This window comes from Nonomuraea sp. NPDC049480, from assembly GCF_044465905.1.
GTDB lineage: Bacteria > Actinomycetota > Actinomycetes > Streptosporangiales > Streptosporangiaceae > Nonomuraea.
On record NZ_JBITMD010000001.1, the window covers coordinates 278195 to 305045 of the forward strand.

The following is a 26851-nucleotide window of genomic DNA, read 5'->3' on the forward strand; positions in this document are numbered from 1 at the left end:
CGCTCCGGCCTCACCGTAATCTTGGCCGGAGCGCCGCCGCAGCCGGGATAAGCAGACGGTATACGTCGGCCAACGTCCGCGGGCCGTGTCAGCCGATCAGTCGTCGGTGGCGACGTAGCCGATGATGCCGCGCAGCTTCTCGACGGGAATGGCGCCGCGCCGCAACATCCTGGGCACGGCCGTGGTCAGGTCGAGGATGGTGGAGGGCGTGTTGTCGCTGGTCTTGCCGCCGTCGAGGTAGACCGCGATCGCGTCGCCGAGCTGCTCCTCGGCCTCCTCCGCCGTGGTGGCGGCCGGGGCGCCGGAGCGGTTGGCGCTGGAGACCGCCATGGGGCCGGTCTCCTTGAGCAGGTCGAGCGCGACCGGGTGGAGCGGCATGCGGACGGCCACCGTGCCCTTGGTGTCCCCCAGGTCCCAGGAAAGGGCCCTGTTGGCCTTGCAGACGAGCGTGAGCGGCCCGGGCCAGAAGGCGTCTATCAAGTCCTGCCCGTACGGTCCCATGTCGTCTATGAGCGCTGTGGCGGCTCTGACGGTGCCGACGAGCACGGGCGGCGGCATGTCGCGGCCGCGCCCCTTGGTGTCGAGCAGCGCGGTGACCGCCGACGGCGTGAAGGCGTCGGCGCCGATGCCGTAGACGGTGTCGGTCGGCAGGACCACGAGCTCGCCGCGGCGCACGGCGGCGGCGGCCTCGGTCAGGCCCTCGGTCCGTTGCTCGAGGTCGGAGCAGTCAAAACGTCTTCCCACGGTCCGCATCCTAGTCTTGACCCAGCCTGGCGGTGACGAAGCGATCCCTTCTCGTGAGGTCTTGGCGTAGCCGCACGTCGCGCCAGCCGTTGTCCTCCGGGAAGGTCAGATAGACGGCCCTGCCCTGCTCGTCGGCGTGCTCGACGGCGACCCAGCCGCCGGGACGCAGCAGGCGGCGGGCCGTGCGCTCGACCGCGCGCACCTCGCCGAGCCCGTCGTCGCCTGAGCCGAAGAGCGCGCGCCTGGGATCGTAGTCGCGCACCTCAGGATCGCGCGGGATCGCGCCGGGCGGGATGTAGGGCGGGTTGGAGATGACCAGGTCCACCTTGCCGTTGAGCTCCGGCAGAGCCTCGGCGAGGTCCTCCGGATGCAGATGGGTACGGCCCTGGCCCAGCTCGGAGATGTTGCGCTTGGCCCACGTGTACGCCGCGGGGTCGACCTCCACGGCGTGGACCTCGGCCAGCGCCACCTCCTGGGCGATCGAGAGCGCGATCGCGCCCGACCCGGTGCCGAGATCGACCACGAGCGGGGCGGTCACGTCCATCGCGCGCAGCGTCTCGATGGCCCAGCCGGTCACCACCTCGGTCTCCGGCCGCGGCACGAACACGCCGGGGCCGACCGCGAGCTCCAGGTAGCGGAAGTACGCGTGGCCGGTGATGTGCTGCAGCGGCTCGCGGGCCTCCCGCCGGGCGATGCCCTCCCAGAACAGCGCGTCGAAGTCGCCGTCCTTGACCGTGTGGAGCTCGCTCCTGCGCACGCCGTGGACGAACGCGGCGATCTCCTCGGCGTCGGTACGCGGTGAGGGCACGCCTGCCTCGGCCAGCCGAGCGGTGGCCAGGGCGATCTCGTCCAGCAGAAATGTCATGAGTGTTGTGCGAGCTTCTCCGCCATCTCGGCGTCGATGAGGGCCTGGGTGACGGCGGTGAGCTCACCGTCGAGAACCTGGTCGAGGTTGTACGCCTTGAAGCCGACGCGGTGGTCGGAAATGCGGTTTTCCGGGAAGTTGTAGGTGCGGATGCGCTCGGAGCGGTCCACCGTGCGCACCTGGGACTTGCGCTCCGCCTGCGCCGCGGCATCAGCCTGCTCCTGCGCCATCACCAGCAGCCGGGCGCGCAGGATGCGCAGCGCCGACTCCTTGTTCTGCAGCTGGCTCTTCTCGTTCTGGCAGGAGACGACCACGCCCGTGGGCAGGTGGGTGATGCGGACCGCGGAGTCCGTGGTGTTGACGCTCTGGCCACCGGGGCCGCTGGAGCGGTAGACGTCGATGCGCAGGTCGTTGGGGTCGATCTGGACGTCGACCTCCTCGGCCTCCGGGTAGACGAGCACGCCCGCGGCGCTGGTGTGGATGCGGCCCTGCGACTCGGTGACGGGCACCCGCTGCACGCGGTGCACGCCGCCCTCGAACTTGAGCCTGGACCACGCGCCCTCGTCGCCCTTGGCCTTGATGCCGACCGTGACGTCCTTGTATCCGCCCAGGTCGGAGGGCTGGCTGTCGATGACCTCGGTCTTCCAGCCGACCCGCTCGGCGTAGCGGAGATACATCCGCAGCAGGTCGCCGGCGAACAGCGCGGACTCCTCGCCGCCCTCGCCCGCTTTGATCTCCATGATGATGTCTTTGTCATCGTTGGGATCGCGCGGGATGAGCAGATGCTTGAGGCGCTCCTCCAGCTGCGGGATGCGCTCTTCGAGCTCGGCGGCCTCGGCCGCGAACGACTCGTCCTCGCCGGCCAGCTCCTTGGCGGCGGTCAGGTCCTCGCGGACCGACTCCAGCTCGCGGTAGGTGCCGACGACCGGTGTGAGCTGAGAGTAGCGCCTGCCGAGGGTCCGGGCCTTGTTCTGATCGGCGTGCACGGCGGGATCGGCGAGCTGCAGCTCCAGCTCGGAATACTCCTTGAGCAACTCGTCGAGATTCACCGTGGGTCCTTACAGTCTTTGGGTCGGGCGTTTCACCAACAACGCCGACCCGGTGCACGCAGGCGTGCACCCGGGCCGGCGTCAGGGAAGCTACTTGCCCGTGGCCTTCTTGCCGAAGCGCTTCTCGAAGCGCGCCACCCGGCCGCCCGTGTCGAGAATCTTCTGCTTGCCGGTGTAGAACGGGTGACAGGCAGAGCACACGTCGGCGTGGATCACGCCGTTCTTGGCGGTGCTGCGGGTGGTGAACGTGTTACCGCAGGAGCAACTCACCTGGGTCACGACGTAGTCAGGGTGGATGTCGGGCTTCATTGCTGTCCTTTCGGGCTGCGGCCGCCGGGTCGCCTTCACGCACGGCGTGAACCGGAACCGCAAAATGGTCAGCTACCAGTGTGCCAGATCGTCCAACCATCCCAGGCCATCGGGCATTCCCCTCGATCTTTACGGCGGGGGCGCTCGGGCCACACTAGGCTCCCTGGCACCATTCGTTACTTATCTAAGGGAACTCCACAAATGAAGAGAAGGGTGCGGTTGCTGCTCGCGACCGCCACGGGGGCCGCCGTTCTCCTCGGGGGCACCGGCCTGACCGCCACCAGCGCGTACGCTCACCAGGCGCTGGCCATGGCGGACGACTTCACGGGGGACGCCTCCTCCGACGCGTCCATCCCGCTTGAGAGCGACGTCGAGGGCACCGTCACGCTCAAGCTCAAGGACCCGGCCAACGTCACAAGCGTCACGGGCAGCATCGAACCGCCCGGCAAGTCGGCCAAGACGGTGACGTTCGACTTCAAGACCGGTGACACCGCGGCCACGAAGACGATCATCGGCACGTGGGCGATCACCAAGGACGACCCGGCCGGCGACTGGAAGCTGAGCGTCGTCGTCGCCCGCGACACCGGCTCCAACGCCACGCCGTTCGTGGTCAAGGTCGCCGGCAAGCAGGGCATCAGCGCCGGCCGGGTCAGCCCGGACCCGGTCCAGCTCGTCAAGGGCAAGGACGTCCAGGTCTCGGTCGAGACGGCGGTGAAGGACGCGGCCTCGGTGTCGGCGAAGCTCGTCAGCGAGTCCGGCGGCGAGCTCTATGACCTCGGTGAGCTGGCCAAGGAGTCGGACGGCTACTACCGCGGCAGCACGTACTTCGCCGACGACACGACCCCGGGCGACTGGACCCTGGAGGTCTTCGCCACCAAGAAGGGTCAGACGCTCAAGGGCGTGGCGTCGTTCACAGTCGTGGCGCCCGCGGGCGGCGCGTCCAAGAAGACCAAGACGAGGGTCACGATCGCGGCGCCGAACAAGGTGGCCAAGGGCAAGACGTTCAAGGTGTACGGCAAGGTCTACCGGGGCTCGAAGGCGTACAAGGGCAAGACCGTCGAGGTGTACTTCAAGGCGAAGGGCACCAAGACGTACAAGCTCCTGGGCTTCGCCAAGGCCGGCTCGACCGGCAAGTACTCGAAGGTGTACAAGGCGAAGAAGGACGGCTACTTCCGGGTCAAGGTGCCCGGCACGAGCAAGACGCGCAGTTCGCTGTCGCCGCAGGAGTTCGTGGACGTCAGGTAGTCAACGTCCCAGGTACGTCAGCACGGCGAGCACACGCCGATGGTCCTCGGGCGCCGGCCCGAGGGCCAGCTTGGCGAAGATGCCGGAGATGTGCTTCTCGACCGCGCCCTCGGTGACGACGAGGCGGGCGGCGATGGCGGTGTTCGAGCGGCCCTCCGCCATCAGTGCGAGGACCTCGCGCTCGCGAGGAGAGAGCGTGTCGAGCGGGGCGCCGCGGCGCTGGCGGCTGAGCAGTTGGACGACCACCTCGGGGTCGATGACCGTGCCGCCCGCCGCCACCTGCCGCACCGCCTCCAGGAAGTCGGCCACGTCGGCCACCCGCTCCTTCAGCAGGTAGCCGACGGCCTTGCCGATGAGGTCGCCCGCGTATCGCTCCTCGACGTACTGCGACAGGACCAGGATCGGGAAGTCCGGCCGGGCGGCGCGGACCCGTAACGCCGCCCGCAGCCCCTCGTCGGTGTGCGTGGGAGGCATGCGCACGTCGACGATCGCCAGATCAGGACCGTGCTCCTCGACCGCGGCCTCCAGCGCGGAGCCGTCGGCGACGGTCGCCACGGTCTCGATCCCACCGTCGGCGAGGAGCCGGGCGAGACCCTCACGCAGCAGTACGGAGTCCTCGGCGATGACTACGCGCATGGCCACATGACTACCACTCGCAGGGCAGCTCCGCACGCACGATGGTGGGGCCGCCGATGGGACTGTGGACGACGAGCACGCCGTCGATGGTGGCCGCCCGGTCGGCCAGCCCCGACAGGCCGCCGCCGGGGGTGACGAGCGCTCCGCCGACGCCGTTGTCCCACACGTCGACGACCACACCGCGCCGGTCCCTGAACACCGACACCGACGCCTCCGTCGCGGCCGCGTGCTTGGCCATGTTGGCCAGCGACTCCGCGACGATGAAGTACGCGATGCTCTCCACCGCCGCCGGCGGCCGCTCCTCCAGCTCGACCGAGACGTCCACGTGGATCGGCGCCCGCGCGGCCAGCCCCGACAGCGCCGCGTCCAGCCCGCGGTCGCTGAGGATGGCCGGGTGGATGCCGCGCGCCAGGTTGCGCAGCTCGGCGATGGCGGCCTTGGTGCCCGCGTGCGCCTGCGCGATGAGCATCCTGGCCTCGTCGGGCTCGGCGTCGAACTTGGCCTGCGCCCGCCCGAGATCCACCGCGACGGACAGCAGCCGCTGCTGCGCGCCGTCGTGCAGGTCGCGCTCGATCCTGCGCCGCTCCGCCTCGGCCGCGTCGATCCCCCGGGCACGGCTGGCCCGCAACCGCTCCTCCTCGCTGCCGCCGAGCAGCACGACGGCGAGCGTGCCGTGCAGCCAGGACATCCCGCGCACGAAGTACGCCGTCGCCACGAGCAGCACGACGCCGAAGAACACGGCGACACCAGCGGCGACCCGGTCCCCGCCGAAGTAGTCGCCGTTCCCCGTCGCCTCGTCGATCCAGAGCAGGAGCGGCGCGAGCAATGTCGTGCCCGAGGCGATCCACAAAGCCGCCGACACGGCCGCCTCCACGAGCCCGAGAGGCAGCAGCATCAGCAGGTAGCCGAGGTCCTTCCAGGTGGCGGGGTCCGTCACCAGCCAGCGGATGTGCGCGCCCACCCCGCGCTCCGGCCGGCTCCGGTACGGATCCGCGATCTTGATCCCGAACGCCGCCTGCAACATCCTGCGCTCGAGCATCGCCCCGCCGCGCCACATCAGCACGGTCGCCATCGCCAGGGGCACGCCGACCCAGACGATCGTGAGCGTGAGCGAGATCGGCACCGCGAAGGACAACACGATGAACCAGCCGAACCCGAACGCCACGCTGACCAGTAAGTACGGTGCCGCACGCCAGGTCATCGGATCGACCAGGACCCCCAGCGGGCCTTTCGGCCCGAACGGCACGCGGTCTCTCAACGCCACCGATCGCATGCCCCAAGCGTGCCGCCTGAAGCGGCCGGAGTGAATGCGGCTGCCGTCCGTCACGAGGGTAGGGCTAGCCCCACTCCCGCCACGGGCCCTCCCCCCGCCCGGCCCCGCACGCCACCGCCACACACGGCGCGGCACCGTACAGACGGAAAAGGGGCGGCAGGGAAAGTAACCCCTGCCGCCCCTCCAACTACGGAGCCGCTAGTCGCGGTCGTTGCTCACCGTGGTCTTCTGGACCTGCAGGAGGAACTCCGCGTTGGACTTGGTCTCCTTCATCTTCTCCAGAAGCAGCTCAAGCGCCTGCTGCATGTCCAGCGCGTGCAGCACGCGGCGCAGCTTCCAGACGATCTGGAGCTCGTCCCTGGCCATGAGGATCTCTTCCTTACGGGTGCCGGACGCGTCCACGTCCACCGCCGGGAAGATCCGCTTGTCCGCCAGCGACCGGTTGAGCTTGAGCTCCATGTTGCCGGTGCCCTTGAACTCCTCGAAGATGACCTCGTCCATCTTGGACCCGGTCTCGACCAGGGCCGTGGCGAGGATCGTCAGCGAGCCGCCGTTCTCGATGTTGCGGGCGGCGCCGAAGAACCGCTTCGGCGGGTAGAGCGCCGTGGAGTCGACACCACCCGACAGGATGCGACCGGACGCCGGGGCCGCCAGGTTGTAGGCGCGGCCGAGGCGGGTGATCGAGTCGAGCAGGACGACCACGTCGTGGCCCAGCTCCACCAGACGCTTGGCCCGCTCGATGGCGAGCTCGGCGACCGTGGTGTGGTCCTCGGCGGGACGGTCGAAGGTCGAGTGGATGACCTCGCCCTTGACCGACCGCTGCATGTCGGTGACCTCTTCAGGCCGCTCGTCCACGAGCACGACCATGAGGTGGCACTCGGGGTTGTTGCGGGTGATCGCGTTGGCGATGGCCTGCAGCACCATCGTCTTACCGGCCTTGGGCGGCGAGACGATGAGGCCGCGCTGGCCCTTGCCGATCGGCGACACGAGGTCGATGATCCGCGTGGTGAGGATGTTGTGCTCGGTCTCCAGCCGCAGGCGGTCCTGCGGGTAGAGCGGCGTCAGCTTGTTGAAGTCCGGCCGGTTGCGGGCCTGCTCTGGGTCCATGCCGTTGACGGTGTCGAGGCGGACCAGGGCGTTGAACTTCTCGCGCCGCTCGCCGTCGCGGGGCTGCCGGACGGCGCCGGTGATGACGTCGCCCTTGCGCAGGCCGTTGCGGCGGATCTGGGCGAGCGAGACGTAGACGTCATTGCTGCCGGGCAGGTAGCCGCTGGTCCTGACGAACGCGTAGTTGTCGAGGATGTCCAGGATGCCGGCGATCGGGATGAGCACGTCGTCGTCGCCGATGACGGGCTCGCCGCCACCCTCGAAGCGGTCACGGCCTCGGCCGCGGTTGCGCTCCCTGAAGCGGCCCCTGCGGCCGCGCCCGCCGCGCTCGTCGTCGTCGCCGCCGCGCTGGTCGGCGCGACTGTCAGCACGACTGTCCGCACGGCTGTCGGCGCGACTGTCAGCACGGCTGTCCGCACGGCTGTCAGCACGACTGTCCGCACGGCTGTCGACACGACTGTCAGCACGACCGTCGGCGCGGCTGTCGACACGACTGTCAGCACGACCGTCGGCGCGGCTGTCCGTGCGGCTGTCGGCACGACTGTCCGTGCGACTGTCAGCACGGCCGCCCTCACCGCGGTCGCTGCCGGACCGGTCGCCGCCGCGCTCGCCGCGCTCACGGCGCTCGCCACGGCTGCGACGCTCGCGACGGCTCTCGCCGCGGTCGGCGCGTCCTTCGCTCTGCGCGGCCTCGACGGCCTGGGGCTGCTGCTCCACGACCGGCTCGGCCGGAGCGGCGACGGGCTCGGGCGCCGCGGCCACGGGCTCCGGAGCCGCGGCCACGGGCTGCTGCGGGGCGGGCTCCTCGGCGGGCTTGGCACGGGAACGTTCCCTGCGGGTGCGGGTGGGCCGCTCGGCGGCCGGAGCGGCCTCCGCCGCTACGGCGGGCGCCTCGGCTGTGGCCGCGGGAGCCTGCGTGGCTTCGCCGGAACCGCCACCCTGCTTCTCCTGGATGGCCGCGATGAGCTGGCTCTTCCGCATGCGCCCGGTCCCGCTGATGCCCAGCTCCGCGGCGATTTTCTGCAGCTCAGGCAGCACCTTGGCGGACAGGCCGGTGCCGGAGCGACGCGCACGCGGCTTGGCCGCGGCGCGGGTGGGGGTGTCGCCGGACGCCGGCTCTGCGCCTGATGCGTCGGAGAGGAGTTCGGTGGTGTCGCTCAACTAAAAGGTCCTTCCCAGGGGTCGGGCGCCGGTTTTGTTCTGCCGGGCGTCCCGGAGGTGCTTGCGATCCGGCGGGACAGACCGGGTCGGGGTGCACTTTGCGATCTTCGGCTGTCACTGGTAAGACGGCCGCCACTCTTGGGGAGGGGCTCGTCCACGCCGCCAATGGGCCGTGGCGCGTGGCTGACACCCCCCAGATTGCTGTCGCCAACCAGATGTCGATGTGATTCGAACGCGCAGGTCCCCGTCGTCGCCGCCTCGTTTCGAGCCAACCGGGTGTGGGCCAACCGGAGGCGGAAAATTCCGGGGAGACAGCCGCGCTGCCCACGCCTCGCGACGTGAAGCATGATGCAGCGATGTGTGGCTGACAAGCACGCACCCACCAAGGGGGCATCTGGTGCGGCTATCAGCCTAACATCACCAGCGCACACGGCTATTCCCTGAAGGTCTAAAGAGGCATCAGCGTGTCTCGGGGAACTGAACGTTCGCACCAACCGGGTCGACGTCCATTAGCTGGATGTGCCAGTCATTACCCACTTCTGGCGCGATCAAATCCTGCGTATCCGATGTCGAAAACGCAAGAACCGTGGGACCCGCTCCCGAAACGACCGCGGGCACGCCCACTGCACGGAGACGTTCTACCAGATCCACGCTATCCGGCATCGCAGGCGCGCGGTAATGCTGGTGGAGCCTATCTTCGGTGGCGGCGAGCAACAGCCCCCGTTCCGGACGCTGGGTCAGCGCGGCGATCAGCAACGCGGCCCTGCCGGCGTTGAAGGAGGCGTCCTTGTGGGGCACGTCCTTCGGCAAAAGTCCCCGCGCGGTCTCCGTGGCCAGCCGCGTCGATGGAATGACGGCGACGGGGCGGACCCGTTCGTCGGGAACCAGTTTCACCATATGCGGTGACCCGGTGTGGTCGGACCACGCCACGGTCAGCCCGCCGGCCAGGCAGGGCGCCACATTGTCGGGATGGCCTTCCATCTCGGTGGCCAGCGCGAACACCTCGTCGTCGGAGAAACCGGAGTATTCGCTCTCCGTGAGCGCGCGGGCGGCGAGAATGCCCGCGCACACGGCCGCCGAGGAGGAGCCCAGGCCCCTGGCGTGCGGAATCCTGTTGCGGCAACGCAGGTGTATCCCCTCGGGCTGAGGGACCCCCATACGGCCGAACGCCTCGCGCATCGCCCTGACCACCAGGTGACCCTCGCCGCGATCGACCTCCCCCGCACCCTCGCCCTCAACGTCGACGCGCACGCCCCGCTCATCGGTCAGCGTGGCCTCGATCTCGTCGTACAGGCTCAGTGCCAGCCCCAGCGCGTCGAAACCCGGTCCCAGGTTCGCCGACGTGGCGGGCACGCGGATGTCAACGGTCCTCATTCACTCACTTCCCGTAGCCCCCGTCAGGCGAGGTTGAGAGCCGCCGCGGCGGCGTGGACGTCGATGGGGATGACCACCGGCGCCGGTGCCCCCGAGATGGCCCAGTCCGGGTCCTTGAGCCCGTTGCCGGTCACCGTGCAGACGATGCGCTGCCCCGGCTCGACCATCCCCTGCTTGTGCGCCTGCAGGAGGCCTGCGACGCTGGCCGCGGAGGCCAGCTCCACGAACACGCCCTCCTCCTGCGCCAGCAGTTTGTACGCCGCCGCGATCTGCCGGTCGGTCACCGACTGGATGGCCCCGCCGGACTCGTCGCGGGCCGCCGTGGCCAGCGACCAGGAAGCCGGGTTGCCGATGCGGATGGCGGTGGCGATCGTGTGCGGACGGGCCACGGGCGCGCCCTCGACGATCGGCGCCGCGCCGCTGGCCTGGAACCCGAACATCCGCGGTCGCCTGGTCGCCACGCCGTCGGCGAAGTATTCCCCGTAACCCATCCAGTAGGCCGAGATGTTGCCCGCGTTCCCCACCGGGATGCAGTGGATGTCCGGGGCGTCGCCCAGCGTGTCCACGATCTCGAAAGCGGCCGTCTTCTGCCCCTGCAGCCGGAACGGGTTGACCGAGTTGACCAGCGCGATCGGATAGCTCGACGACAACTTGCGGGTCATCTCCAGGCAGTCGTCGAACGACCCCTCGACCTGCAGCAGCGTGGCGCCGTGCACGAGCGCCTGAGCGAGCTTGCCCATGGCGATCTTCCCCCGCGGCACCAGGACGGCGCACGTCAGCCCCGCGCGAACGGCGTAGGCCGCGGCCGAGGCCGAGGTGTTGCCGGTCGAGGCGCAGATGACCGCCTTGGCCCCCTCCTCGACCGCCTTGCTGATGGCCATGGTCATGCCACGGTCCTTGAAGCTGCCGGTCGGGTTGGCCCCCTCGACCTTCAGGTAGACGTCGCAGCCCGTCAGGGCCGAGACGCGGTGGGCGGGCACCAGCGGCGTGCCGCCCTCGAGCAGCGTGATGACAGGCGTCTTCGACGTGACCGGAAGACGCTCGCGGTATTCCTCGATGAGGCCACGCCACGACCTGCTCATGATGACTCCCTACCTGCGCTGTTGGGCACAGAGTGTACGGGGTGCGGGAGGCCGGCGAGGATCCGCGTCCCCCTCGGACGTACCGGTCGACCCCGGGTTGGACAGGGTGTTGGAAAGGGCGTTGGACAGGGTCACTATTCAGGAAATTCTCAGCATCTCCCGATAAGGTCTCGGGAGGGGGTCACGACCATGAACGCGCGTCCTGCCTTGACGCAGAACGACTATTCACCAGTTGCAGCGCCGCAGCTCGGCGCCTGGTCACCCGCCCTTTCCGTGAGCGTGGTGATACCCGCGCACGGCGGGCAGGACAAGCTCGATCTGACGCTGGCGGCACTGGCGACGCAGACGTACCCGGACCACCTGATGGAGGTCCTCGTCGTCGACGACGGCAGCGAGCCGCCGATCCGGTTGCCCGAGATCCGGCCGGTCAACACCCGCGTCGTACGCGTGCGGGACGGCTGGGGCATCTCCAACGCCGTCAACACCGGCGCCAAGGCCGCCGACGGCGAGATCATCCAGCGGCTCGACTCCGACATGGTGGCCTGCCGCGAGCACATCGAGGCGCTGGCCCGATGGCACCACGAGACGGACTACCTGGTCACGATCGGGATGAAGAAGTTCGTCGACACGCCGCCCCTCACGCCACGCCAGGTCTTCCAGGCGGGACACCTGGGAGAGCTGTTCAAGCTGGACGAGGCCGTGTCCAGTTCCACCGAGGCGACGATCGCCAAGACCGACGGGCTGCGCAAGAGCCGCAATCCCTACCACGTGTGCACGGGACCGACCTTCGCCCTTCCCAGGGAGGTCTTCCACGCCGTGGGCGGCCTCGACCCGACCGTGGCGCGGGGCGAGGACACCGAGTTCTCGTACCGGCTGGCGATGCACGGCGTGGTGTTCGTGCCCGACATGGACGCACAGGCCGTCCACCTGGGGCTGCCCGCGCAGCACCGCGACCGTGAGCGGGCCGTGCGGGCGGTGGAGCCCTATCTGGCGCACCGGATCCCGCTGCGCAGGGACCTGCGCAAGGATCGCGGGCGGCGGTGGCTGGTGCCGTACGTGGAGATCGTGCTCGATGTCACCGACACCTCCGAGTCGGTGGTGCGGGAGGCGGTGGCGGCGGCGCTGGACGGCAAGCTGCAGGACGTCGTGGTGACGCTGGTGGGGCCGTGGTCGCGGCTGAACGACGCGCGGCGGTCGGTGCTGTCGGATCCGTGCTTCGAGCTGCGGCTGATACGTGACCTGTTCGCGCACGACGACCGCATCCGCCTGATCGACGAGGCCGCTCCGACGCCCGCCCCGGTCCCGTTCCGCTACCGCGGGCCCGTTGACGTGCCGCTACACCGGGTGACGCTGGAGCGCATGATCGAGTCGGTCCAGAAGGACCTCACGGGCGTGCTCATCGTGGACCTCCCTGACGGCCGCGCCACCCGCCTGGAGCGCACCTCTGCGCTGGGCCGCGCCGTGCTGCTCGCCGACCCCGGCGCCGCCGACCTGGACGACATCATCGCCGTCACCCACGGTGTCCGTCATGAGTCCCCGGACCGCTACTGGCCCGCCCCCAAGCAGCCGGAACCGGTCACCATCCCGGCCCCGGTGACGGTGTCCGCGGAACCGCCGGAAAAGACCCTCCTGAGGCGCCTGAAGTCCGCCCTCCGCCCCAACTGACCCCGCCCCGGTATATGGGGCCCCGCCCGCCTCGGGAGGCCTCTCAGGACGTCCATACGCCCTGGTGGGCGGCCTTCGGATGCGGCGCCGCAACCGGCGGGCCGAGGGTCAGGGCACGCGTTTGCCCAGGGCGCGTCTCATCGTGGTGGACACCAGGGCACGCAGGCTCTTCTGGGCGCGGGTGGCGGCGGCGAGCTGGCGACGCAGGCCGCCGACCTCGCGGCGCAGGTCCACCGCGGACTTGCGCCAGCGCCCCGCCTCCTCCTTCCACTTGGCCACCTGCCCCCGCAACCGCTCGGCCTCCTTGGCCAGCCGGGCCGCCTCGGCCTCGGCCTCCACGCGGGCCCGGTACGCGCTCCGCCGCCCGAGCAGGGACGCCGCCTCGGTGGTGAACCCGTAGGTCTCGGCCTCGACCCAGGACACGCCCGACACCGCGTCCACCGCGTCGTCCAGGTCTTCCCCTCGCTCGGCCACGATGCGGGCCCGGGCGAAGGCGGACACGCGTTCCAGGCGGGCGGCGACGACGCCCTCGGGCGACTCGTGGAGCAGCACGTTCACGAGCCCCAGCCCCTCGTCGCGGGCGAGGTCGAGCAGGCGGGCCAGCGTGTCCTCGCCGGGCATCCAGCCGGCGGGCAGGCGCAGCACGAACGGCACGGCGGGGTCGACGTCCTCCCGGACGGAGAGGCGTACCCGGCCCTCGTGCCGGTAGTGGCCGTGGACCAGCACCAGGTCGAGGCCGGGGTCCCGCAGCGGGGCGCGGCGCTCGTGCTGGAGGGTGTCCCAGGGGCCCAGGAGGAGTACGGAAATGTCGGGAATAGTGCTGGCGAGCAGGGCATCCACGGTCGCCCGCACCACGTCGTAGCCCGCCGTCCCGTCCACCACCACGGTGACGTACGGGACCTTCCACTGCCGCCCCGGATGGCCGCGCAGCCAGCGGTAGGCCGGGACGCGGTCGGCCACGAAGGCATGGCTCACCCGGTCGATCGGCTGCTTGTCGCGCATCCGCATGGTCGGCCCGAGGTGGTAGGCGCGCGCGGCGGGCTCGGGCACGAAGACCGCGCCCGCCTGGGCCAGCCGGTAGCCCATCTCGGTGTCCTGGCCGAGGATCAGCTCCTCGTCCATCGGTCCCGCCGTCTCGATCAGCCGGGCGTTGACCGAGGTCGCGCCGCCGACGTGCAGGCTGAACGGGCGCTGGGGGTTGTCGGTGAGGCCGTTCGTGCGCTCGACGAGGTCCACGATCCAGGCGTGCGGCTCGGCGGGCTCGAAGTGCCGCTCCAGGTCGCCGGGCAGCTCGGCGGGCACGTCGGCGCAGGTGAACCGGATGTAGCCGGTGACGACGAGGTACGGGGCCGCGTGGTGCCAGCGCATGTGGGCCTCGATCGCGCCCGGGGTGAGCACCACGTCGGAGTCGAGCCAGTGGATCACGTCGCCCGTCGCCCGCGCCAGCCCGGCGTTGCGGGCCGCCGCCCGGCCCGGCTCCGGGCAGACGATCAGGCTGGTACGGGCGGGACGGCCCTCGGGCAGGCGTAGCGGCGGCACGCTGCCGTTGTCGACGACGATGACCTCGGTCAGCTCCGCCGGGTACGTCTGCCTGGCCAGCCCGGCGAGCACCAGGTCGAGCTTGTCCTGCCCGCCGTACGCCGGTATGACCACGCTGACCGTCAGCTCCGGCGTGAGGCGTTCAGGCGGCCGGAGCACGCGGTAGTCGTTGCCGCGCACCCGCGCACGGGCGGCCGCGCGGCTGCTGCGCTCGCTCATGCGGCTTCCATCAGCAGGCTCGGGCGGAAGCCGCGCCATTGGTTGGCGGCCACCTTGAGGAAGTGGGCCAGTGGAAGCTGCCATGTGTGCTCGTCGCTGAGCCCTCTGCGCAGGACGTAACCCAGTCCGTGCGTACGGTAAATGCGCGCTCCCGCCTGGTGCGCCGCCTTCAGGAACTCGAGATCGACGGCCCGGAAAACACCAGGAAATCCACCTATTTCCCGAAACTTTACCAAAGACACCACGATCGTGCCCCCGGCCACATGGTCGGACCACACCTCGCTCGGATAGCCGGCCCCGCTGGCGAACGTCGTCCGCCTGATCGTGGCCTTCAGCGGTTCCAGGTAGAAGAACTCGGCCGTCGTGCCCACCACGTCGGCCCCCGCGTAGGTGAGGGCCATGAAGAGGTCGGCGAGGTGGCGCGGGCCGTACCAATCGTCGTCGTCCCATTTGGCCAGGTAGTCGCCGCTCGCGAGAGCCGCCGCCCGGTTGAGCACCTCGCCGAACGGCACGGATGCGTCCGCCTCGACCCATTTCACGGGCAGCGCGCTGCCCTCGACGGCCGCGCGTACCTGCTCGAACGCCACCCCGTGCAGCCCGAGCAGCACCTCGGTCTCGACGCCGCGCTGCCGCTCCATCTGGGCGAGCGCCGCGCCGACGAGGCCCGGCCGCTTGGTCGACATGACGATGCTGACCTTGGGCGTGGGTATGGGGTGCGCCAAGCGGCGCAGGCGTACGCTGTGCTCCTCGCGCCGCAGGTCGGCGAGGCAGCCCGCGGTGCCGTCGGCGGCGTGGTCGAGCCAGGCTCGGTCGGTGAGCAGCGCCGCGAGACCGGCCGGCGCCCAGGGCATCGCGCGGTCGGCCGTCAGCGGAATCCCGGCCGCGGCCAGGCGCAGCAGGCCGTCCAGGGGCACCGGTGCGTCGGGCCACTCGACCTCGAGGCCGCGCAGCGGGCGCAGCGCGGCCACGTCCGGCGGCTGACCCTCGACCGCCCAACCGGCGTCGGCCCAGTGCAGGCGGGCCAGCCCCTTCTCCGGCGTTCGCGCGAAGCCGCAGGGGGTGACGGACATGGATGCGTGCTCCTCGACTGCTGGGGATCAGTCGGCGCCTACCTTACGCCGGTTTTACCGACGAGTAGACGCGAGGTCACACTTTCGGCAGGACCTGCTTTGCAGGTGGGGAGAGGGAGATTGCCAGTTTTCCTCCAGGAACTTATGGCACGGTAGTGGCGAATGTTTATTAAGGTGTCAATAATCCCGACTTGTCCATGACGCCTCCAATGCCCAACAAGGCGTGATCTACGAAAGGTATGCGCGGATGCTCTCGCCCCGCCGACTGGCAGCGACCGGCGCACTCCTCTCGGCCGTGGTCGCCGGTGTGCTCGTGGTCCTCGTACTCGCCGGCCTGATCACTCTCGGCGCGGCGGCGGCCACAGTGGCGTTCCTGGTCGCCCTGGCGGCCCTCGCCTTCCTCGTGCTCATCGTGCGCCGCCTCGACGGCAAGGCCCACCGCATCGACCAGCGGATCAAGAAGTACGAGACCGAGCTCGTCCGCACCACCACGGCGCTCAAGAACATCGAGACCAGGCTCGACCTGCTGGTCCAGGCCGTGGAGGACTCCGCGGCGCGGCGGGCCGACGACCTCGGCGCGATCCTGGCCTCACTCGGAGAGGACCGGGTCAACGCCATGGCCCGGGCGCGCGAGGTGGAGGAACTGCGCGCGGAGGTTCGCGCGCTGGCCAGGGACGCGGTGTGACGGGCGCGCGGATCAGGCACAACGACTACGGCGTGCTGCGGCCGCCCGCGATCGGGGCCTGGGAGCCCTCGCTGACCGTGTCCGTGGTCATTCCCGCGTACAACTGCGCGGAGGCGCTGGAGCGCACGCTCGCGGGGCTGGCGCGGCAGACGTACCCGGCCGAGCTCGTCGAGGTGATCGTCGCGGACGACGGCAGCGAGCCGGAGCTCGCGCCTCTGGACGTGCCGGGCGCCCGGATCGTACGGGTGACCGGAGGATGGGGGCGCGGCGCGGCCAGGCAGGCCGGGCAGCTGGCGGCCTCCGGCGCGGTGATCCACTGGCTGGACTCCGACATGCTGCTGGCCGAGGACCACCTCGAGGCGCACATGCGCTGGCACCACCTTGTCGACTACGCCGTGGTGATCGGCGAGACGCGGTTCGTGGAGGCGCCGGGCGAGGAGGGCGTCCAGTCCGAGTACACGACGAAGACGCTGGAGTCGACCAGGCGGCTCAAGGACGCCGGGGCCTCCGCGTACCTGCTGCACACGGGCGCGTCGACGTCCGTGCGGGCCGAGCTGCTGCGCGCGGCCGGGGGCGTGGACGCCGCGCTGAACATGGCCGAGGACACCGAGCTGGGATACCGCCTGTCGCAGGCCGGGGCGGTGTTCATCCCCGACGCCGAGGCCAGGGCGTGGCACGTCGGGCCCTCCACCGTGATGTTGCGGGAGAAGGAGGTGCACCGGCACAACTGGTCCTATCTGGGCGACCTGATCCCCGACCTGCGCTGGCTGCGCAACCACCCGCGGCGGCACTGGCTCGTGCCGTACCTGCGGGTGGTCGTGACGGCCACGACGTACGAGCAGACGCGGGCCAGCGTGGACTCGGCGCTCGCCGGGACCCTCACGGACGCCGCCGTCACGCTCGTCGGCCCCTGGGGCAAGCTGACCGGCGAACGCCGCTCCAACCTCGACGATCCCCTGCTGGACCTGCGCCTTCTTCACAATCTCTACGCTCACGAGCCGCGGGTCGCGTTCGCGGAGAGCGTACCCGGCTCCGCCGCCCCCTCTCCCTTCCAGCTGCACCTCCCCACCGGCTGGGTGCTGGGCGCCGACACGCTCGCCGCGCTCGTCCGGCACGCAGGCAAGGACCTGCTCGGGCTGGTGAGCGTGGCCTTGACGGAAGGCTCGGACGGGGTCGTGGCCGCGCGGCTGGAACGCACGGCCGCCTTCTCCCGCGCCGCCCTCTTCGAGGGCGCGGCCGACGACCTGGTTGATGAGATGTACGGGTCCGAATGGGTCAGCGGGAACGAGTACGGCTTCGCACCGGCCGAGGAGGCCGAGCCGCTGACCGGCGACGCGGCGAAGTGGCGGGCGATGGCGGGACAGCGGCTGGGTGAGATCAAGGAGCTGCGGAGCACGGTGGAACAGCTGAAGGCCGAGGTCGAACGGCTGTCGGCGGCGGCCGAGCCGCCCACGGAGAGCGGCGGGCGCGGGCCGTTGCGCTCGCTGATCAGGCACCTGCGGAGCGCCGGGTGATCCGGGAACTGCTGGCGGAGCTGCGCGGGTCTCGCGTGTTCTTCGCCGGGATCGACGACGTCGAGCCGATCTACGCCGCGGCGGGTTGTGGGGGCGGCCCGGGCTCGGGCGACGGGACCGGCCTGGACATGCGGGACAAGGTCGTCGATCTCGATCGCGATCTCCTGGAGCCGGTCGCCGATCCCGAGCAGGTGCGGGAAGTCCTGGTGCTGGCCAAGACGCCGTCCGACCTGCGGCGGATCGCCACCCTGCACAAGCTGTTGCCGCAGGCCGAGCGGGTGGTGGTGGCCGTGCTCGACACGCCTGCCGCCCATCCGGCGCCCGTTCCCACGCCGACGCCCGCGCATCGGTGGCGGTCGCTGACGGATCTGCGGGTGTACCAGCCCAAGAACCGGGTCTGGGTGGTGGACGCCCGCTTCTCGGCGTCCACGCCCTCCGGCCGCACGGTGACGGCCACGGCTCGGGCGTTCGCCGGACATCGACTGGACGTGATCACCGCGCCCGCGGCCGCGATCGCGGGCGTCGGCGCGGCCGACTGGCGCCCGGGCGACCCGAACGCGACGCCCGCCGACGTCACGGGCCCCGTCCCCGAGCGCGTCGGCGCGCCCGGCAGCGACATGGTCCTGCGCACCAGCGCCTACCCCGACCGAGCCCAGGACTCGCCGGCCAACGGCTCGCCCACCGAGCGACCGGTCACCACCGCACCGACCGCCGGCGCACAGGGTCCCAGCTCGCACGATGACGCGACGAGCGCCAGGGATGCGGCTCCGGCCGCGCAAGACGACAGCACGCACGGCGACGGCATGCGGGGCGAGCCCGCAGACCGGCAGGGCGGCGAAGGGGGCGTGGCTGAGTGGGCCGGGGACCAAACGCCCATCGAGCGGCCGACCATTCAGGCGGTGAGCTGGGAGCGGCTCGGCCGGCCCGGGATGGCGCACTCGCCGCTGGCCGATCCCGACGTGCTCGGCGAGCCGTCGATGATCCCCCCCGTGGACGAACGCCTGGTCAACCCCATGGGTTTCGTGACCACCCCGTCCCGCGGCATGGCGTCGCTGGCCGAGCGGGACGGTCGGTGGTCGGTGGTGCTGGAGGGAAAGGTCGTGACGACGTTCGCGGAGTCGGGCGGGGTCACCGACGCAGACGTGTCCCGGTTGCGGCAGATCCGCGGCGTCGAGGTGGACTGGCGGCACGCGCACAGCGGCCCGCTCGCGGCGGTACGGGTCCTGGCCGGGCTGGCCGCCGCCGGGGTGCCCCTGGCGGCGGACGCGGTGCCGCGCTGGGCGGGCGCCCTCGGGAAAGACCTCGTCGAGCTCATCGAGCGCCGCCCGGACCTGACGGACGAGCTGCGGCGTGAGGAGCACAGCATCCGCCTGCGCCGCGCGGCCCTGCGTACCCACGGGGTCGCGGCCAGGTGGGAGCAGCTCGGCGCGCCCGCTCCCGCTCCCCCGCTCACGTCGGTCCTGCTGGCCACCCGCCGCACCGACATGGTGGCCTTCGCCCTCGACCAGATCGCCCGCCAGCGCGACGTCCAGCTCGAGGTGATCCTCGCCCTGCACGGCGTGCCGAAGGGCCATCCCGACGTGGCGGCCGCGATCGCGGCGTTCGGGTGCCCGCTGACCGTGTACGAGGCCGACCATCAGGCCGTGTTCGGCGAGGTGCTGAACGAGGCGGCCGCCAGGGCGTCGGGCTCGTTCCTGCTGAAGATGGACGACGACGACTGGTACGGCCCCGACTTCCTGTCGGATCTGCTGCTGGCGCATTCGTACTCGGGGGCCCAGGTGGTCGGCACGGTGCCGGAGTTCGTCTACCTGTCCTCCATCGACGTCACCGTGCACCGCAAGCAGATCACCGAGCAGATCACCAGCTTCGTCGCCGGCGGGACGATCCTGGTGGAGCGGTCGGCGTTCCAGGCGGTCGGCGGGTTCCGGCCGTTGCGGCGCTCGGTGGACACCCAGTTCCAGGAGGCCCTGCAGGCGGCGGGCGGGCAGATCTACCGCACCCACGGCCTGGGGTACATCCTGCGCAGGGGCCCGGCGGCCAACCACACGTGGCAGGAGCCGATCGGCACGTTCCTGCAGCGCAACCGGCGTCAGTGGCGCGGCTTCCGTCCGAACGCCCTCATGGAGCTGGACGGGAGCCCCATTCGATGAACCCGTCCATGATCCCTCGGATTCCGCACAACGACTTCGGCGTGCTCACCCCGCCCGCGCTGGGAGCGTGGGAGCCCACATTGACGGTCACGGTCGTCATCCCGGCCCACGACCGCCAGGAGACCTTGGACCTGACCCTGGCCGCCCTCTCGGCCCAGAGCTACCCGGAGCACCTCCTCGACGTGATCGTGGTGGACGACGGCAGCTCCACCCCGCTGCGCGTCCCCGGCCTCGCCCCGGCCAAGACCAAGCTGATCTCCAGCCCGCCGGGCGGCTGGGGCCGGGCGTGGGCGGTGCAGGCGGGACTGGACGCCGCCACCGGCGAGGTGGTGTTCGTGCTGGACGCCGACATGGTGCCGCACCGGCGTCACGTGGAGGCCCAGCTGCGCTGGCACCACCTGGCGCCGTACGTGGTGGCGCTGGGCTGGATCGACTTCACCGCGCCCGACGCGCTCCCCTCGCCCGAGCAGGTGCGCGAGGCCGTGGAGTCGGGCGCGGAGCACGCTCTCTTCCCTCTCGCCCCCGAGCGGCACGACTGGGCCGAGAAGATCATCCTGGACCACGACGGCCTGCGCGGCGCCCCCAGCTCGCTGGCGACCCGCATCCACGTGGGGGCCACGGTGTCGTACCCGGCCGCGCTGCTGCGGTCGATCGGCGGCATGGACACCTCGCTCGTGCTGGCGGAGGACACGGAGCTGGGCTACCGGCTGACCCAGGCCGGGGCGGTGTTCGTCCCGGATCCGGAGTCCCGCGCGTGGCACATCGGCCTCCCGACGGCGATGCGCGACTTCGCGGCGCTGAAGCGCTACAACGACCCGTACGTCGCCGACCGCGTCCCCTACCGCCGCTACCTGCGCACGGACCCGGGCCGTCAATGGCTGGTGCCGTACGTGGACGCGGTGGTGCCACCGGGCTCGTACGAGGACGTCCGGGCGACCGTCGACGGCCTGCTGGCGAGCTCGATCCCGGACGTCCGGGTCACGGTGCCCGGCCCCTGGGACGCGCTGCCCGCCGGCCGTCGTTCCCCGCTCGGCGACCCGGACCTCGACCTGCGTCTCATCCACGCCACGTTCGAGCACGATCCACGCGTCCGCCTCGCGGTGGGCGAAGCTCCCGCGGGATCCCCGTTCCGCCTCCAGGTGCCCCCTGGCTGGGTCCCGTCGAAGGACACGCTGGAGAACCTGATCGCGTACATGGAGGAGCACGACACCGGCACCCTCTGCGTCGCCCTGGAGGAGAGCCGGCAGGGCGTGACGGTGGCCCGCCTGGACCGCACGGCCGCCCTCTCCAGGGCCGCCCTGGTCGCCACCCCCGAGGACGACCGGGACGACCTCATCGACGCTCTCTTCGGCCTGGAATGGGCAGACGGCGAGACGCTGGGCTTCAAACGCCGCCCGGCCGTCTACCCGCCACGCAAACGGCCGGTCTCGGAGCTCGCCCGGCTCACGGCCAGGCACGAGAAGGAGATCGCCCTCTACCGCAAGCGCGTGGCCGCCCTCCGCGCCGAGATCGCGCAGATGAAGCGGGAGGCCGGCAAGAACAGCAGGGACGCGGCCCGCTGGCGCGAGAAGGCCGAGGCCTGGCGCAGGGAGGCCGTCCGCCTCGCCCGCGCCCAGGACCGCACCGTGCTGAAAAGAGCCGTCCGCCGCGTCCGCGACATCGCCTTCCCGGACCGCTAGTCGTCGCCCTCCACGCGCATCACGCTGGCCACCGCGCGGACGATGTCCAGCTCCCGCAGGCCCTCCATCGTCGCCGACAGGGCGGCGTCGGTGGCGCGGTGGGTGACGATGACGAGCTGGGCGTCGTCCCCGTGCCCCTCCTGGCGCACGGTCTGGATCGACACGTCGTGCTTGGCGAACAGCTCCGCCACGCGGGCCAGCACGCCCGGCTTGTCAGCGACGTCCAGCGCCACGTGGCAGCGCGTGACGGTCTCACCCATGGGGTGCACGGCCAGGTCCGCGTACGTCGACTCCTCCGGGCCGTGGGTGCCCGCCAGGCGGTTGCGGGCCACGGCCACCAGGTCCCCGAGCACGGCCGAGGCCGTGGGCGCCCCGCCGGCCCCCTTGCCGTAGAACATCAGCTGCCCCGCCGACTCCGCCTCCACGAAGACCGCGTTGTACGCCTCCCGCACCCCCGCCAGCGGATGCGTCCGCGGGATCATGGCCGGGTGCACGCGCACCCCGACCGAGCGGCCGTCGTCGGAACGGGCGCAGATGGCCAGCAGCTTGATGACGTAGCCCATGGCCTTGGCGGAGGCCACGTCGGTGGCGGTGATCTCGGTGATGCCCTCACGGTGCACGTCGGCGGCCGTGACGCGGCTGTGGAAGGCGAGTCCGGCGAGGATGGCGGCCTTGGCGGCGGCGTCGAAGCCCTCGACGTCGGCCGTCGGGTCCGCCTCCGCGTAGCCCAGGGTCTGGGCCTCCTCCAGGGCGTCGGTGAAGGACGCGCCCGTGGTGTCCATCTTGTCGAGGATGTAGTTGGTGGTGCCGTTGACGATGCCCAGCACCCGTTTGACGTGGTCGCCGGCCAGTGACTCGCGCAGCGGCCGCAGCAGCGGGATGGCTCCGGCGACGCTGGCCTCGAAGTAGAGGTCGCCGTCACCGGCCCTGGCGGCCTCGTGCAGGGTGGCGCCGTCCTCGGCCAGCAGCGCCTTGTTGGCGGTGACCACGGACTTGCCCTTGGACAGAGCGGAGACGATCAGCGTGCGGGCGGGCTCGATGCCGCCGATGACCTCGATCACGATGTCGACGTCGTCGCGGGCGACCAGCGACTCGGCGTCGGTGGTGAGCAGCGCCGGGTCCACGTCGATGTCGCGCTTGCGGCCCATGCGGCGCACGGCGACCCCGGCCAGCTCCAGCGGGGCCCCGATGCGGGCGGCCAGGTCGCCGGCCTGCTCGTGCATGAGCCTGATGACCTGCGAGCCGACGACCCCGCAGCCGAGCAGCGCCACTTTCAGCGGTTTCACAGCTGTCCCCTCAACAGGTCGTCCTCGGTCTCGCCCCGTACGATCACCCGGGCGGCGCCGCGCGAGACGGCGACCACGGCGGGCTTGGGCAGGTAGTTGTAGTTGCTGGCCAGCGAGCGGCAGTAGGCGCCGGTCGCGGCCACGGCGACCAGGTCACCCGGCGCCAGGTCGGCGGGGAAGTGGCAGTCGCGCACGATGATGTCGCCGCTCTCGCAGTGCTTGCCGACCAGGCGGCTGAGCACGGGCTCGGCGGTGCTCTCGCGGCTGGCCAGCATGGTGGTGTATTCGGCGCCGTAGAGTGCCGTGCGGACGTTGTCGCTCATGCCGCCGTCGACGCTGACGTAGGTCCGCAGCCCCTCGACGTCCTTGACCGTGCCGACCTCGTACAGCGTGATGCCGCCCGGCCCGACGATGGTCCGGCCCGGCTCGACGGTGAGCCGGGGCACGGGCAGGCCGGCGCCCACGCACACCTTGGTGACGATCTCGCGCAGCCCGTCGGCCAGCTCCTTGATGTCGGGGGCCTCGTCGCCCTCGATGTACGCGATGCCGTAGCCGCCGCCCAGGTCCAGCTCGGGCAGCACGACGCCGTGCTCGTCCTTGATCTGCACGAGCAGCGTGGCCAGGCGCCGCGCGGCCACCTCGAACCCGGCCGTGTCGACGATCTGGGACCCGATGTGCGAGTGCAGGCCGACGAGCTCCAGCTGCGGGAGGGCGAGGATGCGGCGCACCGCCTCGGCCGCCGCCCCGGTGCTGAGCGACAGGCCGAACTTCTGGTCGTCGTGCGCCGTGGCGATGAACTCGTGCGTGTGCGCCTCGACCCCGGTGGTCACCCGGATCATCACCTTGGGCCGCTTGCCCTGCTGCTCGGCGAGGTAGCCGAGCCTGGCGATCTCCTCGTAGGAGTCGACCACGATGTGCCCGACCCCGGCCTCCAGCGCCCTGGACAGCTCGGCGACGGACTTGTTGTTGCCGTGCATCGTGATGCGCTCGGGCGGGAAGCCGACGCTGAGCGCGACCGCCAGCTCACCGCCGCTGGCCACGTCGAGCCCGAGGCCCTCGTCCTTCAGCCAGCGGACGATCTCCTTGCACAGGAACGCCTTGCCGGCGTAATGCACGTCGGAGCCGGCGAACGCGGTGGCGTAGTCGCGCATGCGCGAGCGCACGTCGTCCTCGTCGAGGACATAGAGCGGGGTGCCGTGGTCGCGGGCCAGATCGCGGACGTCCACGCCGCCGACCGTGAGCGCGCCATCGGTCCGGGCCGACGTTCGGGGCCAGATCGCGGGATTGATCCGGTTGAGGTCGTCAGGCGCCTGCGGAGGGCGCTCGTGGGGCAGCATCTCGGCGTGCCGGTCCCCGGCGGGATGGACGAATCGACTCACCCGATCGAGGCTATCGGAACCGCAACTCCGCCATGACCGGCTGCCCACGTATCGAGACGCGATCAAGGTCCAGAAGGGATATTTTTACGATTTTTCGCCTTTTGGCCGGATATTTTGCGATTCGGTTACAACCGTTCTGGTCCCATCAACACCGCCGCCACCGCCAGCGCCAACCGCACCCGTGCCGTGTGCACCGGCCCGGCCTCCTGGTCCCCGCGGGGCACGGCGGGCGCGTGCTCGTGCGCGTCGTGGTAGGCGAGCGCGAGCCGCACGAGGTACCTCTCCCAGCCGGGATCCCGGCTGATCACTCGCCCGGGCAGTTCGGCCAGCACCCGCAGCACTCGCCGGTCATGGGGGTCGTCGAGGGTTTCGGGCCGGAACCCTCGCTCCGGCACCCCCAGCTCCCTGGCCCACCGCCGCACGGCGCAGGCCCGCACATGCCCATATCTAACGACAAATCCAGGGTTGTCCCACGTGCGGGGAAAATCCGTCCACCCGGGCTCCGGGATCTCCACCGGCTCCATGGACTCCAGCAGCTCACCGGGCACCGGCACGACGATGCGCAGGAACCCGTTCGGCAGCACCGCGACCTCGCCCACGCCGGGCAGCTCCCGCATCCGCCCGGCGAGCCCGTCCGCGGGCACCCGCCGCCGCAGGGCAGCCGCGGAGACGTACGCCGCCTCCCGCTCCCAGGTCCCCTCGGGCACGGGTGGCTCCCCCAGCGCCTCCGTCAACTCCTGGAGCGTCATGGCGACGAGCCTATGCCAGGCTCCTTTCCTTCATCAGTGACTGTCAGTGATCGCGTGATTTGTCCACCGGCACCCGGACACGGAGACGATCGGTGCATGCCGGCACTTCGCCGTGCACTGTTCCTGGAGATTCCTCAGGATCGCCAGGCCGATCAGAGACGCTGCTGCTCTGCCTGGCCGCGGGCATCGGCGATCCGGCTCAGATGAGCGCGTGCGGTTCGGCGGAGCCGTATTCGACCAGCTGGGCCGCGCCCAGCAGCCAGCGGTCCTCGTCGCGCACCCGTACGTACCCGAACCGGTCCGCCGAGAACACCTTGATCCCGTCCGTACGGCACTGCCGCATCATGACCTCGTCCCAGTCGTCGGTGAGGTCGGCGAAGCCCAGCTCGCGCAGCGCGTTCCTGCGAGCCAGGAGGGTCGCGCCGGCGATCTCCGGGATGTAGGAGTACTCGGCGTCGGGCTGCTCGAGCAGCGTGGCCTGGGGCTTGCGCAGGTGGGCGTAGAAGGCGGCCTTGCCGACGATGTCGGCGGTGCTGAACAGGAAGGCCCGGCGCAGGTCGGACAGGTAGTGCGGGCCGTACACGTCGCGCGGGTCCATGACCGCCACCAGGTCCGCCTCGCACAGGTCGAGCCCGGCGTTGAGCATCGCGCCCTCGGTCATCGAGGGCTGCGGGCGGCGGTAGAGGACCTCCATGCCGGGCAGCATGTCGCGGGCGCGCAGCTCCGCCTCCGGCGGGCCGATGACGATCACCTGGACCACGCCCGACTGCTTGGCGACCTGCGCCAGCCCGTGCTCCATCAGGTACGGGTCCATGATCGGCAGCAGCACGGAGGTGTTGAGGGTGGCGCGGGCGCTGGGCAGGCCGATCGCGTCGAGCATCTCGTCGATCCGCTCGGTCATCGTGCCCATTTGGTACGCCCGCCGCAGCGCCACGTGCGCCCGCCGCCCGTCCGGCTCCGCGCCGATGGGCGTGCCGCAGGCGGCGATCTCGGCCAGCCGCCACTGCGGGGTGCCCGGCGGGCAGTCGGCCGCGGACGGCCAGCGGTAGGAGGTCAGCACGTCGGGGTACGACAGGTGCTCGGGCAGGAGCTGGTCGAGCGTGAGCACCCGGTCGATGCGGCCGCCCGCGAGCGGCAGCGGGTTGTGCACCCGCGGCTGGACCCCGAACTGCAGCCGCGGCCAGGCCACCGACAGGTCGTTCGTGAACCGGTGATCGAACAGCTGGGCCGTGGCGGCGTACGCGTCCACCTCGCCCTGCGTGTGCCAGAACACGGTGCGGATGCCGCGCTCGGCGCACCAGGCCAGCAGCGCCCTGATCCCCTCGCCGGGCTCTCCGGTGATCTCCCCGGCCCAGGGCCCCTTCGTGACCGATTCGACGACGAGCAGGTGGGGCATCTCGAGCGGGAGCACCCGGGCGAAGTCGCGCGGCGTGAAGCCGGTCGTCTGCCGCCACTCGTACCGCAGCAGCGCCTCGGCGTGCGGGTCGGCGATCACGGCCGCCGTCAGGTGCGGCCGGGTGTTGGGGCCGGTCGGCACCCGGAACGGCTTCAGCTTGAACGACGCGCCCCCGAGCGTCCTGGTCGAGGACGTGGCCTGGAAGGCGGCTCCCGGCCGCTCTTCCTTGGCGGCCGCGGCCGTGGCCACGGGCTTGCGCTTGGGCGCTGTGGGCCGTTTGACCGGCTTGGCGGCGCCCCGGAGGCCCTTGGCGAGCCGCACCGGGTTGCTCTTGCCGCTCTTGATGGCGTCGCCGAGGCGGTTCCAGCGGGCCACCTTGATCGAGGACAGCTTCCATTGGGCCACCTCGGCCTGGAAACTCTGCTCGGCCAGCTCCTTGCGCAGCTTGTCCGCGGCGGCCTGCTCGGCCGCGAGCCGCTCCTCGGCCTCGCTCAGCCGCTCGGCCAGGACCTTGGACTCCTCGACGCTCCGCTCGGCCTCGGCCAGCCGCGCCTGGGCGGCGTCCAGCAGCCTGGCCAGTTCGGCCGCACGCTCGGCCTGCGCGATCGCATCCCGCAAGGCCCTGCGCGTGCTCTCCAGCTCTGTCGACACCGTGCCTCCTTCGTCGGCCCGGGT

General features: G+C 71.1%; 21 protein-coding genes. 6 read left to right on the forward strand and 15 right to left on the reverse strand.

Going from position 1 to position 26851, the window contains the following annotated elements; all coding sequences use genetic code 11:
- Positions 1–96: 96 nt before the first annotated feature.
- The 4 genes from ACIBX3_RS01345 to rpmE all read right to left on the reverse strand — a co-directional run bounded on the left by ACIBX3_RS01345 (position 97) and on the right by rpmE (position 2967).
- A complete protein-coding gene (locus ACIBX3_RS01345; RefSeq protein WP_397111861.1) occupies positions 97–744 on the reverse strand; it encodes an L-threonylcarbamoyladenylate synthase in 648 nt (215 codons plus the stop codon).
- Between the two features lie 10 nt (positions 745–754).
- Entirely contained in the window at positions 755–1609 is an 855-nt protein-coding gene (prmC, locus tag ACIBX3_RS01350) for a peptide chain release factor N(5)-glutamine methyltransferase (protein ID WP_397111863.1), read from the reverse strand.
- Complete coding sequence (prfA, locus tag ACIBX3_RS01355) at positions 1606–2658, reverse strand: peptide chain release factor 1 (protein WP_397111865.1); 1053 nt, start codon at positions 2656–2658, stop codon at positions 1606–1608. The genes prmC and prfA overlap by 4 nt, the downstream gene beginning before the upstream one ends.
- 90 nt (positions 2659–2748) lie before the next feature.
- Positions 2749–2967, reverse strand: a complete 219-nt coding sequence (gene rpmE, locus ACIBX3_RS01360; RefSeq protein WP_397111866.1) for a 50S ribosomal protein L31 — start codon at positions 2965–2967, stop codon at positions 2749–2751.
- Between the two features lie 201 nt (positions 2968–3168).
- Between rpmE and ACIBX3_RS01365 the strand changes: the two genes are divergently transcribed.
- Positions 3169–4212: a hypothetical protein gene (locus ACIBX3_RS01365; RefSeq protein WP_397111868.1), complete on the forward strand. Its 1044-nt coding sequence runs from the start codon at positions 3169–3171 to the stop codon at positions 4210–4212.
- On the opposite strand, the gene ACIBX3_RS01370 is transcribed toward ACIBX3_RS01365, so the two are convergent.
- The 5 genes from ACIBX3_RS01370 to thrC form a co-directional block, all read right to left on the reverse strand.
- Positions 4213–4848 carry a response regulator transcription factor gene (locus ACIBX3_RS01370; RefSeq protein ID WP_397111870.1) on the reverse strand — a complete coding sequence of 212 codons (636 nt, stop codon included), beginning with the start codon at positions 4846–4848 and terminating at the stop codon, positions 4213–4215.
- Positions 4849–4858: 10 nt separating this feature from the next.
- Entirely contained in the window at positions 4859–6121 is a 1263-nt protein-coding gene (locus ACIBX3_RS01375; RefSeq protein WP_397111872.1) for a sensor histidine kinase, read from the reverse strand.
- A gap of 198 nt (positions 6122–6319) precedes the next feature.
- Positions 6320–8389 carry a transcription termination factor Rho gene (rho, locus tag ACIBX3_RS01380; protein WP_397111873.1) on the reverse strand — a complete coding sequence of 690 codons (2070 nt, stop codon included), beginning with the start codon at positions 8387–8389 and terminating at the stop codon, positions 6320–6322.
- Between the two features lie 459 nt (positions 8390–8848).
- Positions 8849–9763, reverse strand: coding sequence for a homoserine kinase (gene thrB, locus ACIBX3_RS01385; RefSeq protein WP_397111875.1), 915 nt, complete (start codon positions 9761–9763; stop codon positions 8849–8851).
- Positions 9764–9786: 23 nt separating this feature from the next.
- Positions 9787–10845, reverse strand: a complete 1059-nt coding sequence (gene thrC, locus ACIBX3_RS01390; RefSeq protein ID WP_397111877.1) for a threonine synthase — start codon at positions 10843–10845, stop codon at positions 9787–9789.
- 189 nt (positions 10846–11034) lie between these two features.
- Here thrC and ACIBX3_RS01395 point away from each other — a divergent pair, with 189 nt between their 5' ends.
- The gene (locus ACIBX3_RS01395; RefSeq protein WP_397111878.1) at positions 11035–12510 is read left to right on the forward strand and encodes a glycosyltransferase family 2 protein; all 1476 of its coding nucleotides are present in this window, start codon (positions 11035–11037) and stop codon (positions 12508–12510) included.
- A 108-nt stretch (positions 12511–12618) separates the two neighbouring features.
- On the opposite strand, the gene ACIBX3_RS01400 is transcribed toward ACIBX3_RS01395, so the two are convergent.
- Both ACIBX3_RS01400 and ACIBX3_RS01405 read right to left on the reverse strand, forming a co-directional pair.
- On the reverse strand, positions 12619–14268 hold the full coding sequence (locus tag ACIBX3_RS01400; RefSeq protein ID WP_397111880.1) for a glycosyltransferase family 2 protein: 1650 nt from the start codon (positions 14266–14268) through the stop codon (positions 12619–12621).
- Positions 14265–15338, reverse strand: a complete 1074-nt coding sequence (locus ACIBX3_RS01405; protein WP_397111882.1) for a glycosyltransferase family 2 protein — start codon at positions 15336–15338, stop codon at positions 14265–14267. The genes ACIBX3_RS01400 and ACIBX3_RS01405 overlap by 4 nt, the downstream gene beginning before the upstream one ends.
- A gap of 247 nt (positions 15339–15585) precedes the next feature.
- Here ACIBX3_RS01405 and ACIBX3_RS01410 point away from each other — a divergent pair, with 247 nt between their 5' ends.
- From ACIBX3_RS01410 to ACIBX3_RS01425, 4 genes are read left to right on the forward strand one after another with little or no spacing between them, the layout of a single operon-like run.
- On the forward strand, positions 15586–16023 hold the full coding sequence (locus tag ACIBX3_RS01410; RefSeq protein WP_397111883.1) for a hypothetical protein: 438 nt from the start codon (positions 15586–15588) through the stop codon (positions 16021–16023).
- Positions 16020–17537: a glycosyltransferase gene (locus ACIBX3_RS01415; protein WP_397111885.1), complete on the forward strand. Its 1518-nt coding sequence runs from the start codon at positions 16020–16022 to the stop codon at positions 17535–17537. The genes ACIBX3_RS01410 and ACIBX3_RS01415 overlap by 4 nt, the downstream gene beginning before the upstream one ends.
- On the forward strand, positions 17534–19687 hold the full coding sequence (locus ACIBX3_RS01420) for a glycosyltransferase (RefSeq protein ID WP_397111887.1): 2154 nt from the start codon (positions 17534–17536) through the stop codon (positions 19685–19687). Before ACIBX3_RS01415 ends, ACIBX3_RS01420 begins: the two co-directional genes overlap by 4 nt.
- An 8-nt stretch (positions 19688–19695) precedes the next feature.
- Positions 19696–21366: a glycosyltransferase gene (locus tag ACIBX3_RS01425; protein ID WP_397111888.1), complete on the forward strand. Its 1671-nt coding sequence runs from the start codon at positions 19696–19698 to the stop codon at positions 21364–21366.
- Here the strand turns inward: ACIBX3_RS01425 and ACIBX3_RS01430 are convergent.
- The 4 genes from ACIBX3_RS01430 to ACIBX3_RS01445 all read right to left on the reverse strand — a co-directional run bounded on the left by ACIBX3_RS01430 (position 21363) and on the right by ACIBX3_RS01445 (position 26827).
- Positions 21363–22652: a homoserine dehydrogenase gene (locus tag ACIBX3_RS01430; RefSeq protein ID WP_397111890.1), complete on the reverse strand. Its 1290-nt coding sequence runs from the start codon at positions 22650–22652 to the stop codon at positions 21363–21365. The genes ACIBX3_RS01425 and ACIBX3_RS01430 overlap by 4 nt on opposite strands.
- Positions 22649–24031: a diaminopimelate decarboxylase gene (gene lysA, locus ACIBX3_RS01435; protein WP_397111892.1), complete on the reverse strand. Its 1383-nt coding sequence runs from the start codon at positions 24029–24031 to the stop codon at positions 22649–22651. Before lysA ends, ACIBX3_RS01430 begins: the two co-directional genes overlap by 4 nt.
- Before the next feature lie 125 nt (positions 24032–24156).
- A complete protein-coding gene (locus tag ACIBX3_RS01440; protein WP_397111893.1) occupies positions 24157–24780 on the reverse strand; it encodes an anticodon-binding protein in 624 nt (207 codons plus the stop codon).
- Positions 24781–24979: 199 nt separating this feature from the next.
- Entirely contained in the window at positions 24980–26827 is a 1848-nt protein-coding gene (locus tag ACIBX3_RS01445; RefSeq protein ID WP_397111895.1) for a hypothetical protein, read from the reverse strand.
- Positions 26828–26851 lie beyond the last annotated feature (24 nt).